The organism is Polymorphospora rubra (assembly GCF_018324255.1).
GTDB classification, from domain to species: Bacteria; Actinomycetota; Actinomycetes; order Mycobacteriales; family Micromonosporaceae; genus Polymorphospora; species Polymorphospora rubra.
The window spans coordinates 5,499,259-5,515,948 of sequence record NZ_AP023359.1; the positions used below are offsets into that span (position 1 = coordinate 5,499,259).

General features: G+C 69.0%; 17 protein-coding genes and 2 pseudogenes. 7 read left to right on the forward strand and 12 right to left on the reverse strand.

Annotated features, from left to right (window positions below; translation table 11 throughout):
- Positions 1–18 precede the first annotated feature (18 nt).
- Positions 19–366: a hypothetical protein gene (locus tag Prubr_RS24935; protein WP_212817362.1), complete on the reverse strand. Its 348-nt coding sequence runs from the start codon at positions 364–366 to the stop codon at positions 19–21.
- A 582-nt stretch (positions 367–948) separates the two neighbouring features.
- On the opposite strand from Prubr_RS24935, the pseudogene Prubr_RS38305 reads away from it, so the two are divergent.
- The 5 genes and pseudogenes from Prubr_RS38305 to Prubr_RS24960 form a co-directional block, all read left to right on the forward strand.
- Positions 949–1,131: pseudogene (locus Prubr_RS38305) on the forward strand (transposase); the annotation flags it as partial.
- Between the two features lie 32 nt (positions 1,132–1,163).
- Positions 1,164–1,850 (forward strand): arsenate reductase/protein-tyrosine-phosphatase family protein, encoded by a 687-nt coding sequence (locus Prubr_RS24945; protein ID WP_212817364.1) that lies wholly within the window; start codon positions 1,164–1,166, stop codon positions 1,848–1,850.
- Between the two features lie 255 nt (positions 1,851–2,105).
- Complete coding sequence (locus Prubr_RS24950; RefSeq protein WP_212817366.1) at positions 2,106–2,849, forward strand: aquaporin; 744 nt, start codon at positions 2,106–2,108, stop codon at positions 2,847–2,849.
- Between the two features lie 162 nt (positions 2,850–3,011).
- The gene (locus Prubr_RS24955; RefSeq protein WP_212817367.1) at positions 3,012–3,419 is read left to right on the forward strand and encodes an arsenate reductase ArsC; all 408 of its coding nucleotides are present in this window, start codon (positions 3,012–3,014) and stop codon (positions 3,417–3,419) included.
- A 112-nt stretch (positions 3,420–3,531) separates the two neighbouring features.
- Entirely contained in the window at positions 3,532–3,903 is a 372-nt protein-coding gene (locus tag Prubr_RS24960; protein ID WP_212828487.1) for an ArsR/SmtB family transcription factor, read from the forward strand.
- A gap of 180 nt (positions 3,904–4,083) precedes the next feature.
- On the opposite strand, the gene Prubr_RS24965 is transcribed toward Prubr_RS24960, so the two are convergent.
- Both Prubr_RS24965 and Prubr_RS24970 read right to left on the reverse strand, forming a co-directional pair.
- A complete protein-coding gene (locus Prubr_RS24965) occupies positions 4,084–5,358 on the reverse strand; it encodes a M28 family metallopeptidase (protein ID WP_212817368.1) in 1,275 nt (424 codons plus the stop codon).
- A gap of 675 nt (positions 5,359–6,033) precedes the next feature.
- A pseudogene (locus Prubr_RS24970) lies at positions 6,034–6,503 on the reverse strand (ArsI/CadI family heavy metal resistance metalloenzyme).
- Between the two features lie 123 nt (positions 6,504–6,626).
- Here Prubr_RS24970 and Prubr_RS24975 point away from each other — a divergent pair.
- The gene (locus Prubr_RS24975) at positions 6,627–6,989 is read left to right on the forward strand and encodes an ArsR/SmtB family transcription factor (protein WP_212817369.1); all 363 of its coding nucleotides are present in this window, start codon (positions 6,627–6,629) and stop codon (positions 6,987–6,989) included.
- Between the two features lie 97 nt (positions 6,990–7,086).
- On the forward strand, positions 7,087–7,560 hold the full coding sequence (locus Prubr_RS24980; protein ID WP_212817370.1) for a GNAT family N-acetyltransferase: 474 nt from the start codon (positions 7,087–7,089) through the stop codon (positions 7,558–7,560).
- Between the two features lie 208 nt (positions 7,561–7,768).
- Here the strand turns inward: Prubr_RS24980 and Prubr_RS24985 are convergent, their stop codons facing one another.
- The 9 genes from Prubr_RS24985 to Prubr_RS25025 form a co-directional block, all read right to left on the reverse strand.
- A complete protein-coding gene (locus Prubr_RS24985) occupies positions 7,769–8,563 on the reverse strand; it encodes an aquaporin (protein WP_246567607.1) in 795 nt (264 codons plus the stop codon).
- The gene (locus Prubr_RS24990) at positions 8,556–9,656 is read right to left on the reverse strand and encodes a GTP-binding protein (RefSeq protein ID WP_212817372.1); all 1,101 of its coding nucleotides are present in this window, start codon (positions 9,654–9,656) and stop codon (positions 8,556–8,558) included. The genes Prubr_RS24985 and Prubr_RS24990 overlap by 8 nt, the downstream gene beginning before the upstream one ends.
- Positions 9,657–9,905: 249 nt before the next feature.
- A complete protein-coding gene (locus Prubr_RS24995; protein WP_212817373.1) occupies positions 9,906–11,159 on the reverse strand; it encodes an ATP-grasp domain-containing protein in 1,254 nt (417 codons plus the stop codon).
- Positions 11,143–11,727 (reverse strand): ArsR/SmtB family transcription factor, encoded by a 585-nt coding sequence (locus Prubr_RS25000; protein WP_343221497.1) that lies wholly within the window; start codon positions 11,725–11,727, stop codon positions 11,143–11,145. Before Prubr_RS25000 ends, Prubr_RS24995 begins: the two co-directional genes overlap by 17 nt.
- An 85-nt stretch (positions 11,728–11,812) precedes the next feature.
- On the reverse strand, positions 11,813–12,580 hold the full coding sequence (locus tag Prubr_RS25005; RefSeq protein WP_212817375.1) for a methyltransferase domain-containing protein: 768 nt from the start codon (positions 12,578–12,580) through the stop codon (positions 11,813–11,815).
- A gap of 25 nt (positions 12,581–12,605) precedes the next feature.
- On the reverse strand, positions 12,606–13,580 hold the full coding sequence (locus tag Prubr_RS25010; RefSeq protein ID WP_212817377.1) for a GNAT family N-acetyltransferase: 975 nt from the start codon (positions 13,578–13,580) through the stop codon (positions 12,606–12,608).
- A 318-nt stretch (positions 13,581–13,898) separates the two neighbouring features.
- Positions 13,899–14,243, reverse strand: a complete 345-nt coding sequence (locus Prubr_RS25015; RefSeq protein ID WP_212817378.1) for a hypothetical protein — start codon at positions 14,241–14,243, stop codon at positions 13,899–13,901.
- Complete coding sequence (locus Prubr_RS25020; protein WP_212817379.1) at positions 14,198–15,127, reverse strand: radical SAM protein; 930 nt, start codon at positions 15,125–15,127, stop codon at positions 14,198–14,200. The genes Prubr_RS25015 and Prubr_RS25020 overlap by 46 nt, the downstream gene beginning before the upstream one ends.
- A 354-nt stretch (positions 15,128–15,481) precedes the next feature.
- Positions 15,482–16,546: a permease gene (locus tag Prubr_RS25025; protein WP_212817380.1), complete on the reverse strand. Its 1,065-nt coding sequence runs from the start codon at positions 16,544–16,546 to the stop codon at positions 15,482–15,484.
- Positions 16,547–16,690 lie beyond the last annotated feature (144 nt).

The window sequence follows — 16,690 nt, forward strand, 5'->3', positions numbered from 1 at the left end:
GGCTCGGGCCAGTCCAGGTCAGCCGGGCTCCTCGCACCGGACACCGACGTTTGCTATCGCCCCGCTGCGGACGAGTTCGCGAATCGCCGTGACCATGGCCGACACGCCCGGCTCCGGCACGATCAACTGATCAACGGCCCAGAAGTAGCTGCCGTTCGCGACCTCGCCGGTCTCTTTCCACTTCGCGAGCAGGCGACGGACCTCATCGACGGTGAGGATCGTGAGCGCCCAGCTGGAACCGTCAGGGAGGTCGACGAAGGCATCCACGTTGGCGACCGACTCCTCGGTGTCCGTTCCGGGATCGAGAAGGAGTCGTGCCACGAACGTCGGTTCCGTGACGGTCACATATGGATCGACGGCAGCCATGATCGCCCATTATGCGGACCGGGGAGCATGCCAGCGAGTACCGTGCCGGCACGGGCGGCCACAATCGCGGGCGGGCGAGGATCTGATTCGTGACATGTGTGCCGATCACCCGTGACCCGGCTACCGCACCCGACACGATCGGCGCATGTACGACGACGGCCAGTCTTTCGGCCGCGTCACGGCGCCCTCGAGGACGGTGCCGCGACCGGGTCCGACGACTGGGGTAGTGCCAAGCGGTGGTACACCCCGCTGCGCCGGTTCGACCACGACGGCGGCGGTCACACCGATTCGCAGGTCTGTTCGCCGGCACCAGCGAACAGGAGGCCGCGGTCGGTCGACAGCGCCCAGGCATGCCGTTGGATGGTCGGGGCGATCCTCATTACGGATCGCCCCGCCGTTGTCGTGCGTTGGCCCGGTCAGTTGTCTGGTGGCAGGACAAGGTCCAAGAACTCGATGTGTAGGCGTTCTCGTCGGGCAGCTTGCCGTCCAGGGTGAGGGCCTGGCGCAGGGAGAAGCCGGTAACCGTCGGCGGGATGTTCAGGCCGCGCTCGGCCTCGCCGACGATCTCCGCGACGACGGCTCGGGCCTGCTCGGGCTTGTGCTGTCGATGCCATCCGATACCTCGACCACAACAGTTGCGTCTGGCGTGCGCTGCCGGTCGACTTCCCGCCCTGGTCGACCGTCTACCACATCATCTTGGTCACCACCGGCGCCGTATGGGACGCCACGCAGCCCGACTGCTGCTGTGGGCCCCTGCTGGCTTGACTCGGCAGAACTACTCAGCGATAGTTGAGTCAATGAACGCTGAGTCTTCTTCCCTTGTTCGGCGGGCCAGGATCCACGCCGCCCTCGGCGATCCGGCACGCCTGGCGATCGTGGACGCGCTGACCCTGGGCGACGCCTCTCCTGGGGAGATCGCCCACACCCTCGACATGCCGACGAACCTGGTCGCCCACCATGTCAAGGTCCTCGCCGACGCCGGCCTGGTCGTCAGGGGCCGCTCCGAGGCAGACCGGCGCCGCACCTACCTGCGGCTACGCCCCGAGTCGCTGGCGGCTCTCGCCACCCCGCGTCTTGCCGGCGTCGGTCGGGTGGTGTTCGTGTGCACCCACAACTCGGCCCGCTCGCAGTTGGCCGCCGCGTTGTGGAAGCAGCGCGCTCACGGTGAGGTCGCCTCCGCTGGCACGAAGCCCGCCACCCGGGTGCATCCCCGGGCGGTGGCCGTGGCCCACCGCCACCGCCTTGACCTCGACCCGACCGGCACCGCCCACGTCACCGACGTCGTCCGCCGCGACGACCTGGTGATCGCCGTGTGCGACAGCGCCCACGAGGAACTGACCGGCCCGATCCGCCCCCGACTGCACTGGTCGGTCCCGGATCCGGTGCGCGTGGACACCGACGAGGCGTTCGAGGCCGCGTACGCCGATCTCGCCGACCGTGTCGACCGGCTCGTCCCCGCCATCCTGCCCAGAGGCTCCCGATGATCGACACCGCCTATCCCCACCAGGAGATCACCCTCGACCGGCATCGAGATCAATCCCTGCGTGACTGCGGCGATGGCCGAACGCGGCATCGAAATCTGCGAGGAGTCTCCCAAGCCGTGGAGCGATGAGGGCCGACGTCGTGGTCCCGATGGCGTGCGGGCGACGCCTGCCCATCTTCCCGGCACCCGCTGCCAGAACCCGATAACCGCCCTGTCCGACGATCCGGGACAGCAACACCATGGGAGAGACAGACCGATGACCATCGCACTTCGGCGGCGTCTGCTGGCTGAGTTCACCGGCACCGCCCTGCTGGTCACCGCCGTGGTCGGCTCCGGCATCATGGCCACCACCCTTTCCCCCGGTGACGTGGGCCTGCAGCTGTTGCAGAACTCCACCGCCACCGCGTTCGCCCTCGGCGCGCTGATCCTGATCTTCGGGCCGGTCTCCGGCGCGCACTTCAACCCCGTCGTCTCCGCCGCTGACTGGTTCCTCGGTCGCCGCGCCGGAACCGGCCTCACCGCCCGCGACCTGGGCGGCTATGTGATGGCGCAGGTTCTGGGCGCGATCGCCGGATCAGTGCTGGCGAACCTGATGTTCGACCTGGCCGCCGTCGACTTCTCCGACAAGGACCGCACCGCCGGTCATCTGTGGCTCGGCGAGGTCGTTGCCACCGCCGGCCTGATCCTGCTGATCTTCGCCCTCGCCCGCTCCGGTCGCGCCCCGGCGGCGCCCGCCGCGGTCGGCGCCTACATCGGCGCCGCCTACTGGTTCACCTCGTCCACGTCGTTCGCCAACCCGGCGGTCACCATCGGTCGCGCGTTCACCGACACCTTCGCCGGTATCGCCCCCACCTCGGTGCCCGGGTTCGTCATGGCCCAGTTCGTCGGCCTCGCCGTCGGTGTCGGTCTGTTCGTCGCCCTCTACCCCGACGCGGGCGACGCCGCCGACCACGTCGTCGTGCCCACGGATGAGGTCGCCGCCGTCGACCGCCGCTCGTGACAACACACCGCACCCACAACAACAGCGGCGCTCGGCCTGGCCCGGGTTCCGTCAGTCGCCGCAACCGGACTCTCGACCGCAACAGCGACCCAGTCCACCCGTCTCAAGGCCCCGCGACGACAAGCCGATCAACCGGCCCTTGCAGTGCATCGAAGGAATCTGATGAGCGACAAGCCCAGCGTCCTGTTCGTCTGCGTCCACAACGCCGGCCGGTCCCAGATGGCCGCCGGCTGGCTGCGCCACTTCGCCGGCGACACCGTCGAGGTCCGCTCCGCCGGCTCCGCCCCCGCCGAGACCGTCAACCCGGCCGCCGTCGAGGCCATGCGGGAGGTCGGCATCGACATCACCGACCAGACCCCCAAGCTCCTCGAGTACGAGACCGCGGAGTCCTCCGATGTCATCGTCACCATGGGCTGCGGCGACGCCTGCCCCGTCTTCCCGGGCAAGCGCTACGAGGACTGGAAGCTCGAAGACCCCGCCGGCAAGGGCGTCGACGCCGTCCGGCCGATCCGCGACGAGATCCGCGCCCGCGTGGAGAAGCTCCTCACCGAACTTCGTCCCAGCGCCTGACCCCCAGCACCGCCCGCCCGCCGGCCTGACGGATCCAGAGGGCTCCCGCCCGAACAAACTCACGATGATCCAACCCTCGTTTCGCCGGCCTACCGACGGTGTTGCTGCAACCATGCAAGACGTGGGATCCCCGAAGATTACGACGCCTGCCATCTCGCCCCTTGCCGGCGAGCCGATCAAACGTGCCGACGCCGAGCGACTCGCGGGAGTGTTGAAGGCCTTCGCCGACCCGGCCCGGCTGCGACTGCTCAGCTTGATCCAGTCGTCTCCGTCGGGGGAAGCGTCGGTGAGTGACCTTACGGCGCCGCTCGGGCTGTCCCAGCCGACCGTGAGCCATCACCTGCGGATCCTCACCGAGGCCGGCCTGCTCGAGCGTGAGAAGCGCGGCGTCTGGGTGTACTACCGCCTGCTGCCGTCCGCGATTGCGGGAGTCGCCGATCTGTTGACGCCGCCTCGCAAGCGGGCGATGAAGAAGGCCCGCTGACCGACACTCGCCAGGAAACGCGGCAAGCTCCAGCGGCAGGACCCGGCCGCAGTTGACGTGATGCCGAAACTGCTCGCCGTTCTCGCTTGCGGGGATGTGCTGGCCCATGACGCCCTTCGCGACGCTCTGGACGCGCAACGATTTCACCACCCGAGCCCACTCGCCGGTGAGCCGGGAGGGCTACCGGTCGGGCGCTCTCGTATGCCATACGACCGATGGAACCGAACTGTGCGCCTTGGCAGTGAGCCAGACGGTCGCGACGACGAGCCGTGCGAGCGCGACGAGGGACGCCGGCTGGACGCGGTCGGGAGTGTCAGTGGGACTGTGGTCGTCGCCCACGCCGGCGCCGATCCCGACCGTCGCGAGCCCGGCGGCGGCGTACCGGCGGTTGTGCGAGATCATCGGGCGCGGGGACAGGGTGAGGCCGACGTACCGGCCGGCCTGGTCGACGGTCGCGAGCAGACCGTGTGCGTCACCACCGGCCTCGACGTGTGCGGCCCCACGAACCAGCCCGGCGCCGTCGATGCTGATCACCAGCGGCCCGGCGCCATCAGATGCCAGCGTGGCGGCGTGATGGGCGGCTCCAAGGCCGCCGAGCGCTTGCGCGTCCAGCAACGCCACCCGCAGCGCGGTCCGTGGGGGCGGCGCTGCGGCCAGGACGCGGGCCGCCTCGAGTACGACGGCGACGCCGCCGGCATGGCTGGCGGCCGGCTGCCGCACTCCCGCCATGTCGCCGACGCCGTCGTAGTGCGCGGTCAGCAGGATCTCCAGGTCGGCATCCCGGGCGGCCGGGAAGATCCCGTGGAGGTTGGCTGCCGTCAGGTCGAGCCGGCGGATCGGTGCGTTCGCCGACCACCAGCCGCGCTGCTGTGCGGCAGCGTCATGGACCGCTGCGTGAAGGTCCGGTTCCAGGGTGAGCATCGGTAGGGGGCCGGCATCGGTGCCGGCCAGCGTCGTCGTGAGCCACCCGTCGATGCCTGTCGTCCCGGGCAGAAGGAGGCCGCAGGAGCGGTCGGCGTGTCCGTACGCGTCGAAGATGCTCATCGCGGCCGGGACGACCAGCCACCGGCCGGTCGGATCGCCCTGTCCGGCGACCGCCAGTTCGCCGTGGCGGATCAGTGGTGTGTCGGACGAGGTCAGGTGCAGGCCGACCTCGCGGCCGAACACCGGCTCTCGCAGTGCACGGCCGTCGTACCAGCGCACCTGCGGCGCCGCGTACACCTTCGGTACGCGGGTTGCGGCGAACGGGGCGAGGGTGACGGTCGCACCAAGTTCTGCGACCTGGCCCGCGAGCCATGCCCGTGCTCCGGCGCCGCCGGGCGTGCCGGCCCGGCGGCCGGTGAACCGTTTGTCGGCGAGGAGGTTGACTGTGGTGGCCATGCGCTCGGCGGATGTCTGTGCCAGCACGAGGTCGAGGTCCCGGCCGGTGTTCGCCGTCAGGGTGGGAGCGTTCACCGGTGACAGGGGACCGTGATCCGTTGGCTGTCCGCAGGCGTGCCCTGATGCGTCAGGAGGCCTGGCGAGCCCATCCGTGCGCGGTGGAACGGTGCGCCTGGGCGAAGGCGTGGTGGCGGTGGGCGCCTCATCCGGATCCTCGGCTCGCCTCATGGTCGGAACCCGGTCTCGCTGAGGACGCTGGATGGGCCATGGCGAAGGATGTCGGGACGGCGGTCGTGCGGCGAGGCGGTGGTGGGCTCCGCGTGGTTGCTGTGGAACCGTGCTCCGGCCGGCCGGCTGTGTGGGCAGCGGGTGAACCGGTCCATGGCGGCCCTCCCTCGCAACTCTGGCTGTCTTGACGATCCTCTAAACAACCGTTGCACGCTGATTCGAGAACTGTCAACCTAGACCTACGTCGAAACAAGTGTCGTGGGTGCTTCGGTGCCTTGCCTGCGACGCCGAACGACACGCGAGAGGTCGCGTCGCGAGCTGCCGCTGGTGCGGCTCCGCCCGAGCGGAGCCGCACCAGCGGTTCAGGTTCCACGACTCGCGTACCCGGGTGGCTGGAGCCGGCCGTTGCGATACGTGATGGTCCGCGGCCAACGGCCGTGGTCCTCCCTGGGATCGCTGTGGGGTGCGGGGACTCCAGCCGGCCGTCGTGACGTCGACGGCGCCTGCTGAGAAGCCGGGCTTTCAGGCGGGGGTGCGGCAGTTGCCGGCGGTAGCCGGGCTACTGGCGGGCTGCTCCTCGGCGGCCGGGGTGCAGCAGTCGCTTTCGGAGGCCTTCTGCAGGTGGGGGAGTCGGCCTTGACGGTGTAGACCTCCCAGGGTTCGTCGCCGGGGCCGCGTACCCAGACCTTGTCCTGCAGGGCGTAGCAGCATTCGGTGCTGTTCTCCTCCAGGGTCACCAGGCCGGCGTCGGTGAGCCGCCGGGTGGCCGCGTCCACCTGTTCGGTGGTGGCCACCTCGACGCCGAGGTGGTCCATGACCGTGGGCTGGTCGGTCTCGCCTTCGAGCAGGACGAGCTTGAGGGGCGGGTTCTCGACGGCGAAGTTGGCGTATCCGGGGCGGCGCTTGGCCGGCTCGGTGTCGAACAGCTTGCTGTAGAAGGCGATAGAGCCTTCCAGGTCGGATACGCGTAGGGCGAGCTGAACGCGGGACATGGGTTTCCTCCCAATGGTCGTGCATCGACGCGCGGCGGGTCGCCGCGACCACCTGCTTATCTAGATGCTTTTCGAAGCAGGCTTACTGTTGCACACTGTTTCGAGAACCGTCAAACTAGGGGGATGTCGAAACAACCGGTGGTGGACCCCGACCTGGTGGCCTGCTGCCCGCCGATCGCGACCCGCCGTCTGGAGGCGAACCAGGCGGAGGTCATCGCACCGATGTTCCGGGCCCTGGGTGACCCGGTGCGGCTGCGGCTGATGTCGATGATCGCCTCGGTGCCAGAGATCTGCGTCTGTGACCTGACGCCGGAGTTCGCGCTGTCCGGGCCGACCATCTCCCACCACCTCAAGGTGCTGCGCGACGCCGGCCTGGTCGAGTCCGACCGGCGTGGCACGTGGGTCTGGTACCGGGTCAGGGCCGACGCGTTCCGCCAACTCGGCGCCCTGCTGCACATCCCCGCGCCCACAGAAGCGTCGGCGTGAACCACGCATCGCAGACCGCCGTCATAGCCTTGCCGCCGCGACCGGTCGGCCTCCGATGACCTATCAACCCGGTACCGGTGAGGTCACGATCGCCCCAATGACCGACGCGCACGCTGACGCGGTCCTGGACATCTACCGCCTCGGGATCGCCACCGGCAACGCCACCTTCGAGACGGAACCACCGACCTGGGACCGGTTCACCGCAACCCGGATGCCCAACCACCGGTGGGTCGCCGCTGACGGGACTGGCTCCGTCCTGGGCTGGAGTGCCTGCTCACCGGCGTCCGAACGGCGCGTCTACGCCGGTGTCGTCGAACACTCCGTCTACGTCCACCCCGACGCCAGCGGCCGTGGGATCGGACGAGCTTTGCTCCTGGCCCTGATCGCCTCCACCGAACAGGCCGGGATCTGGACCATCCAGTCCGGCGTGTTTCCCGAGAACGCCGCCAGTCTCGCCCTGCACGCCAGCTGCGGCTTCCGCATCATCGGCGTACGGCAGCGCATCGGCTGCCATCACGGCATTTGGCGCGACGTCGTCCTCACCGAACGTCGCAGCCCCACCGTCGGCTGACCGACACGACAACGCGCGTCGGCTGTCCCGACCCACGAAGGTCGGGACAGCCGACGCGCGTTGACCACCAACGGTCATCGTGCCGGCAGAGTCGGGTCCTGCTTCCGCGACCAGCACCCTTTGTGCCCCTGACGAGCCCGGAACCTGGACCCGTCCTACCGCCAGGCTGCGCCGGACCGAGGGCGCCGCAGTCGACGGCTGGTGGTCGTCACCGGGACGCCACGGTGTCGGCCGACATGTCTGGCGCGTCCGTCTTGCTGTCGTCGGTCGCGCCGCGTTGACGGACGATTCGGGCGGCCCGGGCCGGTGCGTCGGGGTAGAGCAGCCGGACGAGGGCGTAGGCGAGGCCGCCGCCGACGAGCTGCATGAGGATGAACGGCAGCACCGACGACGGTGTGATTCCCGCGAAGGTGTCGGAGAACATGCGGGCGACGGTGACGGCCGGGTTGGCGAAGCTGGTGGAACTGGTGAACCAGTATGCGGCGGTGATGTAGCCGGCGACGCCGACGGCGATGGTGTTGGTCCGGCCGGACCGGGCCATGCCGAAGATGACCATCACCAGGCCGAGGGTGGCGACGACCTCGCCGAGCCACAGGTTCGGTGTGTCGCGCTGGGTGCCGGAGATGCTGACCGCCGCAAGGTCGAACATCAGGTTGGCCACGACCGCGCCGACGAATCCGCCAACCAGCTGCGCGGCGATGAGAACGGCGGCGGTCGTGGCCTTGACGGCGCCGAGCGCGAGCTCGACGAGCGTGACCACGGGGTTGAACGCGGCCGACACCGGTTGCAGCGCGAGGATCAGCGCGACCAGGATGCCGCCGGTGATCAGGGAGTTCTGCAGCAGTTGCAGGCCCACGTCGTTCGGTGACAGGCGGGTGGCGGCGATGCCGGAGCCGATGACCGTCGCGACGAGGAAGGCGGTACCGACGAGTTCGGCGACCGCGGCGCGGATGACCGGCGTCATGCTGTGCGGCTGCGGCCGGTCCGGGCCCTGGTCAGACATCGGCGGCGGCGAGTCGGTGGATCGGACGGGGGTAGCCGGGCTTGAACGAGTTCGCCTCGGCCGCCCTGGACCGGGTTCCGGCGATGCTGTCGGCGTGCGCGACGGCGTCGAGTACCGCCCGGTCGAGGACGGCGGGCTCGCAGGCCACCCGCGCGTTGACCGTGGCTGTGGCGGTCGTGGGGGAGCCGGCGGCGGTCAGGTCGACCGACGGGGTGGTGCCCGAACCGGTGATGCTCATCTTGGTCAGTTCGCCGTCGCTGTCGACGGTGAGCTTGGCGTGCCCGATCTCCGCGCCAGCGGCCTGCATGTTCTCCGCCAGGTGGGTCAACAGGCTGCTCGCCCACAGGTGCGGGGAGAACCCGGCGCCGTCGCCGTCGATGACGAACTCCTGGTTGAGCCAGGCCAGCTGTGCCTCCGCCGCCGCGTACCGGTCGTAGTCGATGTCGAGGTCCGCGGCCCAGCTTGCCGGCTGCTCCCACGCGTGCAGCAGGTCGGTCAGGCCGGTGCCGGTCTTCGCCGAGTAGCCGATGACGGTCGCCTCCGGGTAGGCGCGGCGCAGGTCGCCGATGATGCCGTCCTGGTCCTCCTGCCCGATGAGGTCGATCTTATTGACGGCCAGGACGTCGGATTCGCGGAGCTGCTGGCTGAACAGGTAGGACAGGTCGGACTCCGGCTCGCCGCGTTCCGCGGCGCGGGTGAAGGCCCGCAGCCGCATCGGGTCCACCACGGTCGCCAGCGGCGCGACGACGAACTGGTCGCCGTAGAACTTGCGTAGCGGCCGGACCACGGTGGCCTGCAGATCGGTGCAACTCCCGACCGCCTCGGCGATGACGACGTCGACGTCCCCGCCGGCGATGAGTTCCTCGACGACCTCGATCAGGTCCTCGAACCGGCAACAGAAGCAGCCGCCGGTCACCTCGGCCACGGAGTCGAGGCTACTGCGGACGAGCTTCGTGTCGACCAGCTCCGTCCCCTGATCGTTGGTGACGACCGCGACGCGCTTTCCCTGCTCCTGCAGGTGCCGGGCGGCCGCGACCAGCGTCGTGGTCTTGCCCGCGCCGAGAAAGCCGCTGAGTGCGATAAATGTGATCACGGGGCCTCTTCCTTCGGTCGATACGCCGGGATGGCATGCGGAATACGGCGACACTGACTCCGGCCCTGAATGGCCGTTGCGGACTGTGGTCGGTCAGTAATCGCTTGACCGGAATGATCCCGGCGCCTGTAACACTTGTCAACGGTCTGCTATCGACCTGATACGCGGTGGTGTGTCATGCCTTGTTTCGGGCGCGTCGAATCGGCGGGCCGACGCAGTTCTGATGTCGGCCCGAATGGTGGATGGTCCTCAGATCGGTTTGTATTCCAACTCGATTATGTCGTGAGCGCGTTCGAGTTCGGCGTTCGTCTGTTCCACCGAGTCCGCCACGGCGATCACGTATCCGTACCGGGAGAGGAACCCCCGCGGTGGCAATGCCAGATCCTGACCCGGCTGTCCGGTCGCCACCGCGGCATGCACCTCCGGACCGAGCAGGTCAGTACGTACCCGCAGGTCCAGGATGCGGCAGTCGACCGGCGGGTACAGGAACCGGATACCAGCCACCCGTCGACGGGTCGGACGGCTGGTGGAATAACACCCAGTGGCGACCTGCCCGGCGGCGACGGCGAAGTCGACACCGGTTGCCAGCTCTCCGAGGTACGGGATGAAATCGCCGCTGAGCCGGGCGTTGATCTCAATGAGACGTGGACCGTCACGGGTCAGCCGAAATTCGGTGTGGGTCATGCCGTCGGTCAGGCCGAGCCCGGAATGAATACGGTGAAGCTGGTCGTTCAACGCCTCATCGGCCAATAGCGGATCGGCGCCGTCAATGAGGTGAACGGTTTCCTCGAAATACGGAGCCAGTCCCGTCTGTTTGCGGGCCAGGGCGAGCGGAATGACGTTTCCGTCGACGACGGCGCTGTCGACACTGATCTCCGGCCCGTCGAGATACTCCTCGACGAGCACATCCGCGCCGTCGCGGACGACGCCCGGAAAGACCACGGCGTCGGCGGCCCGGTACGCCGGCACCAGCCCCTGCTCGTCCTCGACCCGTTGCACGCCGATGCTGCCGGCCAGCCGTCGCGCCTTCACGACGACCGGGTAGCCGATCGAGGCGGCGGCCTCCACCGCCTCGACCTGGCCGGTCACGGCGACCGACCGGGGTTGGTCGACGCCGTGGCCGGCCAGGATTCGGCGGGTGGCCGCCTTGTCACGGCAGGCGGCGACGGCCTGCGGCGGGCTGCCGGGCAGGCCGAGCTGTTCGACGGCGATGGCGGTGGCATCGATGACCCACTCGTCGTAGCTGAACAGGCCGGCGACCGGTGCTACCTCGGACCCGATGCGGCGGACGGCCCCGACCAGGGCGGCCGGATCGTGGGTGTCGACAAGGGTGAATCCGGTCAGGTACGGCCGGTGCCAGCTGGGTTCGATGGCGTCCAGCAGCCACAGCCGGAAATGCGGTGCCAGCGCGGCGAGGATGTACTCCCGGTAGCGGCGGTCCCCGCTGCCGACCAGCGCGAGCAGCGGGCCATCTGGTCCGGGACTGCTACTCCTGTCGCCCATGTCGTCGGTCTCCGATGTCGAGGTGCGGCCACGCCGGCAGCGTCGGGGTGGGTGCGGGGGAGCGACCCATCACGACGTCGGCGGCGGTCGGGAACTTGGTGATGCAGCTGTGGTTGACCGAGTAGAGCCGGGAGGTTCCCTCGCGGGTGTAGGTGACGAAGCCGACCGCGAGCAACGCCTTGAGGTGGTGCGAGACGAGGGACTGGCCCAACCCGAGTTCGTCGACGATGTTGCCGACCGAGACGGGTTCGGTGCGGCGGCTCAGATAGCTGAGGATGATGATGCGGGTCGGATCCGACAGCGCCTGGAACCAGCGGGCGTACGTCTCGGCGGTTTCCCGGTCCAGGGGCTGGTCGTCACCGGGCACCGGGCCCGGCTCGGACGCGGCGCCGTTGTGGCTGGTGCCGCTGCGCGACCAGACGCCGCCGGACCGCTCGGCGGCCGGCCGACGGTCCGCGGTGAGGTAGATACCCGGGCGGTGTCCGGACGGCCACCCACGCGCCGCGATGATCATGGCTGCCAGCGCCACGGCGGCGAACTGGTAGGCGACCAGAGTGGTGTCGAGCACGGCTTCTCCCTCGTCCGGCGGACCGATCCTGCGCTGCCGCTTGTTCAAGACAGCTGATCGGTGGGCGCTATGGGGAGCATGCCTGTTAAGCGGAGGCGCTGTCATCTGAGGTGATCGGTGTCGCCGGTTTCCGGGCCCGGATGATGGCCGCGTGCATCCCGTCGGCGGCCTCGTGGGTGAAGACGACCTCCGGGTCCACCAGGCCGGCCCGGGTGAGTACGTCGCGGTACTCGCTGACCGACAGCGCACCCGCGACGCACTCGGCACGGCTGCCCCGGGCGGCGCGGTCGTCGGCGGACAGCCGATCCTCGGCGACGACGTCACTGATCCCGATCCGGCCACCGGGCACCAGGACCCGGCTCATCTCCTGACAGACCGCCAGCTTGTCGACCGACAGGTTGATCACGCAGTTGGAGATGACCACGTCCACGGTCTCGGCCGGCAGCGGGATCGCCTCGATGACGCCCTTGAGCAGCACGATGTTGTCCAGCTCGGCGTCGGCGATGTTGCGCCGGGCCACCGCGAGCATCTCCTCGAGGAAGTCCAGGCCGAAGACCTGCCCATCCGCTCCGACCCGGCGGGCGCTGAGGATCAGGTCGAGGCCCGCCCCGGAGCCCAGGTCCAGCACCGTCTCACCCTCGCGCAGCTCGGCGACCGCGGTCGGGTTGCCGCAGCCGAGACTTGCCAGCAGCGCCGGATCCGGCGCCTCACCCGGGCCGATGCCCGCGTAGTTGACGGCGCCGAAGGCGGTATCGGTGTCGTCGGCGCAGCAGGCCGAGCCGGCCGCGGCCGTACGCGCCTTGTCCCGGTAGTAGTCCTGGACATCCTGTTGCGGTGCAAGCGTCTCACTCACGGAAACCTCTTCCAGATCCTGGTGTTCAGCCGCCGGAGCAGCAGGCGCTGCCCGAGGCCGTGGTTTCGAGCAGGGGCAGCGGGCTCGGCGCGACCACGTCACCGAAGGCGACACGGCGGGCCGCACCGAAGGCATCGAGCAGGGCATGGGCCCGTTCGCGGTGGGCGGCGTCGGCCAGCACCAGACTCGTGGTGATCCGGCGCGAGCTGCACCCACGCAGGACCTTCGCCTGATGGGCGCCGGCACCGAACTCCACCTGGCGCAGGCCCTCCCGGTAGGCGTCGCGGACCGGGGCGTTGAGCACCAACGGGAAGTACAGGCCGCTGCGCTCACCGAGCCGGGCGTAGTCGAACCCCGCCCACTTGGTCAACAGGCGGTGTCCCTTGCGTATCACCACGCACGAGGCGACCAGTTCGCCGTCGAGACTGCCGGTGTAGGCACGCAGGTCGGCACCGGCGTCCAACAGTTCGGCGAGCATCGTCTCGATGTGGGCCGGATTCTCGCCGGCACCGTTCTTCTCCCGGTTGAGGCAGGTCAACTCCGCGATGCGGGGGATGTGCGGCCGGATCGCCGCACCGTCGAGCCGCTGCATGGTGACGCCGGCGGCGGCGACCCGGCGTTCGTCGGTGACGACCCGCTGCCGCTTCTTCTTCGGCAGCGCCACCAGGTGCTCGTCCCAGCTCGCGGCGGCAAGCGGGATGTGGTCCTCGAAGCCCCAGAAGATGCTGTGACCGCCTGCCGCGTCCAACGCCTCGGTCAGCGCCTCGTTGCCCGGCCGGTCCGGCACCCACGGAGCGACCACACTGCGGATCCCGGCGCCGAACGCCGCCGGGACGAGCTGCTCGACCATCGTGGCGAACAGCGTCGGGGTCCAGAAGTTGTAGCCGATCTCGGTGCGGTAACCCAGCGGGGACCCCAACAGCAGCGCGGGGAAGAACGCGTCCTCGCCCAGCGCGTCGACCTCGTCCGAGACACTCGGGCCACATCCACCCCGCAGCACACGCTGTCACCCGACGGCGGCTGCCAGCCCAGATACGTACGGGGATCGTGGTCCACGGCCGGTGGCGCGGTCAGCACGTACCCGGGAAGCAGCGCCAGCTCGCCCCGACCCCGCGTGGCCACCGTGTGCCACGGCTTCGCCTCCGGCAGCGCCCGCTCCGAGGCGGCGAGAAACGTCGGCCCCACGTACGGCCACACGTCCGTGAGGTCCGCGGACTCCTGGGCCCAGTCCATCTCGGGAAGCTGCTCGCCCGTACGGACGACGACGCGATGGGATCCACTCATACCTGTTGCCTCCTCCTACCGGCTGCCCGGCCCGTCAACACTTGACACAGCAGCGGACGGCACCCGCGTCCTCGGCTTCACTGCGACGCTGCTGCCACAGCTCCTCCACCCGCCGGTCGGGATGGGTCCAGTCGAGGTGGAAACCCCGGTCCACGAGATCGACGTCGGTCAGCCACGGCGACTGCAGCAGCGGGGAGCCCTTGAACAACAGCAGCCTCGTCTGCAGCGCCGTCGGCTCCACGACCCGAGCAAGGCCGGTCTCGACCAGGAAGTCCTCGAAGGTCAGCAGTTCCTCGTAGCGTACCCAGGGAGTGAACGGGATGAAGGTCGGATTCAGCTCGAAACCGATCCGGTCCGCTTCCGCGATCGCCGCACGCATGTGGGCGACATCGATTCCCTTGTCGAAGATCCGCAGGATGCGGTCCGACGGGAACTCCAACGCCGACGTGACCCGCCGCAGCCCCAACGACACCAGCTCTTCCAGCAACTCCGGATAGTCGAGGATGTGATCGACCCGGGTGGTGAACTCGAACGTCGAGCCGGGGAACTCCGCCGCGATCTGCCGTACCACCTCCACCCGAGAGTCCGCGAGTTGAAGAACTCCGCATCGATGAAGAAGAAGTGCCGCACACCGTCGTCGGCGAGCTGCCGCGCGTCGGCGAGGACCGTCTCCAGCTGGTACGGCGCCACGCCGCCGTCGTACGCCCCGTACACCGAGCAGTAGGTGCACTTGTGGTGACACCCGCGGGAGACCTCGATGTTGCCCATCAGCCCCAGGCCGGTGTGGTGCGCCGGGTAGTGCACCAGCGACGGAAACAGGTGCCGCGCCGGCGCCGTGGCCGTGATCCGCCGCCGCGGTGGCCGCGCGGTCATCTGGCTCGCCGTACGCAGCGCGGGAACCTGCGGCAGCGGGAGCTGCCCGGTGGCCGCCTGGCACAGTTCCTGTGCGATGCGTTCCGGCTCGTCGAACGCGACCGCGTTGACCCTGGCCAGGAACTCGGTGCTGTTCATCTGGGCGTACTGGCCGAAGGCGACGATCGGCGCGTCCGGATGGGCGGTCCGCAGCCTGGGGGCCAGGTCCACGGCCCGGTGCAGGCCCTCGAACTGCTGCACCGACAACAGGACCAGGTCCACCTCGGCGTCGGGGAGGCGGTCGGGGAACGCGTGCGCGTCCCAGGCCGTCACCGCCGCGCCCTGGTCCTGCAGGGCGGCCGCGACGCAGGCCGAGGCCAACGGTTGCAGTTCCGCTTCGAAGGAAGACACCACAAGCACCCGGGGATCAGGCAACGTAGCTCCCTATGTTCGCGCCAATGACCGGCGGCAGCCGACGATCGTCGGAGGCGACGAAGCATCCGTGTTCATCAGCTGGGTACCGCCGACGATGGCACCTTCACCAATCCGTGTCAATAGATTGATGGAGTCGAAATGTCCGAATCGGAAGCCTTTTCGTGATCTTGTAGCGGTTGCTGTCACAGCCCCTGGCCTGCGCGTTTCGCGTCAACGCACCAAACTCGATCTTTCGGGATGAGTCCGGGACGATTGCGGTTTGAAGCGATCGGACAGATCGTCTGACGTTTGTCCGAATTAGGATTGTCCTGCCAGGTGGCCCTCCCGTCGTCAAAGCACGAGCTGGGCGCCGAAGCCGATGATGATGCTGCCGAACACGCTGATCCCCAGATACGTCAGGAAGACCCGGTTGGTCACGACGCTACGAACCGCGACCATCGCCGGAACCGTGGTCACGGCACCACCGAGCAGGAACGTCACGACCGCCCCCGGCGCCATCCCCTTGGCCAACAGGCCGTCGATGATCGGAATCGCACCGACACCGTTGAGGTACAACGGCACACTGATCGCCGCCGCGAGCGGGATCGCCACCAGTGGATCCTTCCCGAGCAGGGTCGTGATCAGGTCGCCCGGCACGTACATGATGATCAGCGCCTCGGCGACACAGGCCAGAACCAGCCACTTGCCCAGGGTCACCGTGTCCCGGCCCATGTTCCGGAAGCTGATCAGCCAGTTCCGCCGGGTGCGTAGACTCGCCTTCGCCGCCGGCCACCACGGCCTGTCATCGTCCTCGTCAACGTCGGCCGAGCCACCAGAATCCTGCGCCGCCGCCTGCGAGCAGGCAGCGGTCGCCTGCACGGTGCCGCCACCGGCGGCCACCAGCGCCGGCTCCTGCGTGCGCTGCTGATCCTGGCCACACTGGGGAACCTCGAGTCGCTCCTGCTTCTCGTATCCGCGCCGGAGAACGTTCTTGAACATCCCCCGCCGCTCCATGAGCAGGACGACGAAACCGGCCCCGACGCTGAGCATCACCGCGCCGACCAGGCGCGCCGTCGCCAACGGCATGCCGATCTGGGCGGCCGTCATCGCGAAGATCTCCGGATCCATCGCTGGCGAGGCCACCCAGAAGGCCATGACCGCCGACAGGGGGATGCCGCCGGCGAGCAGCTTGCGGATGAGGGGGATGACGGTCAACGAGCAGAACGGGCTGAACGCGCCGATCGCCGCGGCCAGTACCACGCCGACCCAACCGCGGCGACGGAACGTGCGCCGCGCGATGATGTCGAGATACAGCAGATCCACCATGGCCGAGATGAAGATCGCAAGAGCGAACCACGGCGCCAGGTGAACCAGATAGACCAGGGTGAGTCGCGCAACCTCCACGACATCTTCCACGGCCCCTCCTCGCGGACGCGCTTCGGCCGGCACGGGCGGCCACCGAGCGCACTCTATCAACCAACAACGATGATAGATAGAGTCGCGCCCCGAACACCGTCACAGTCGGAGGCGGTCCCTACAGGGCACGCTCGTGGCCCTCGG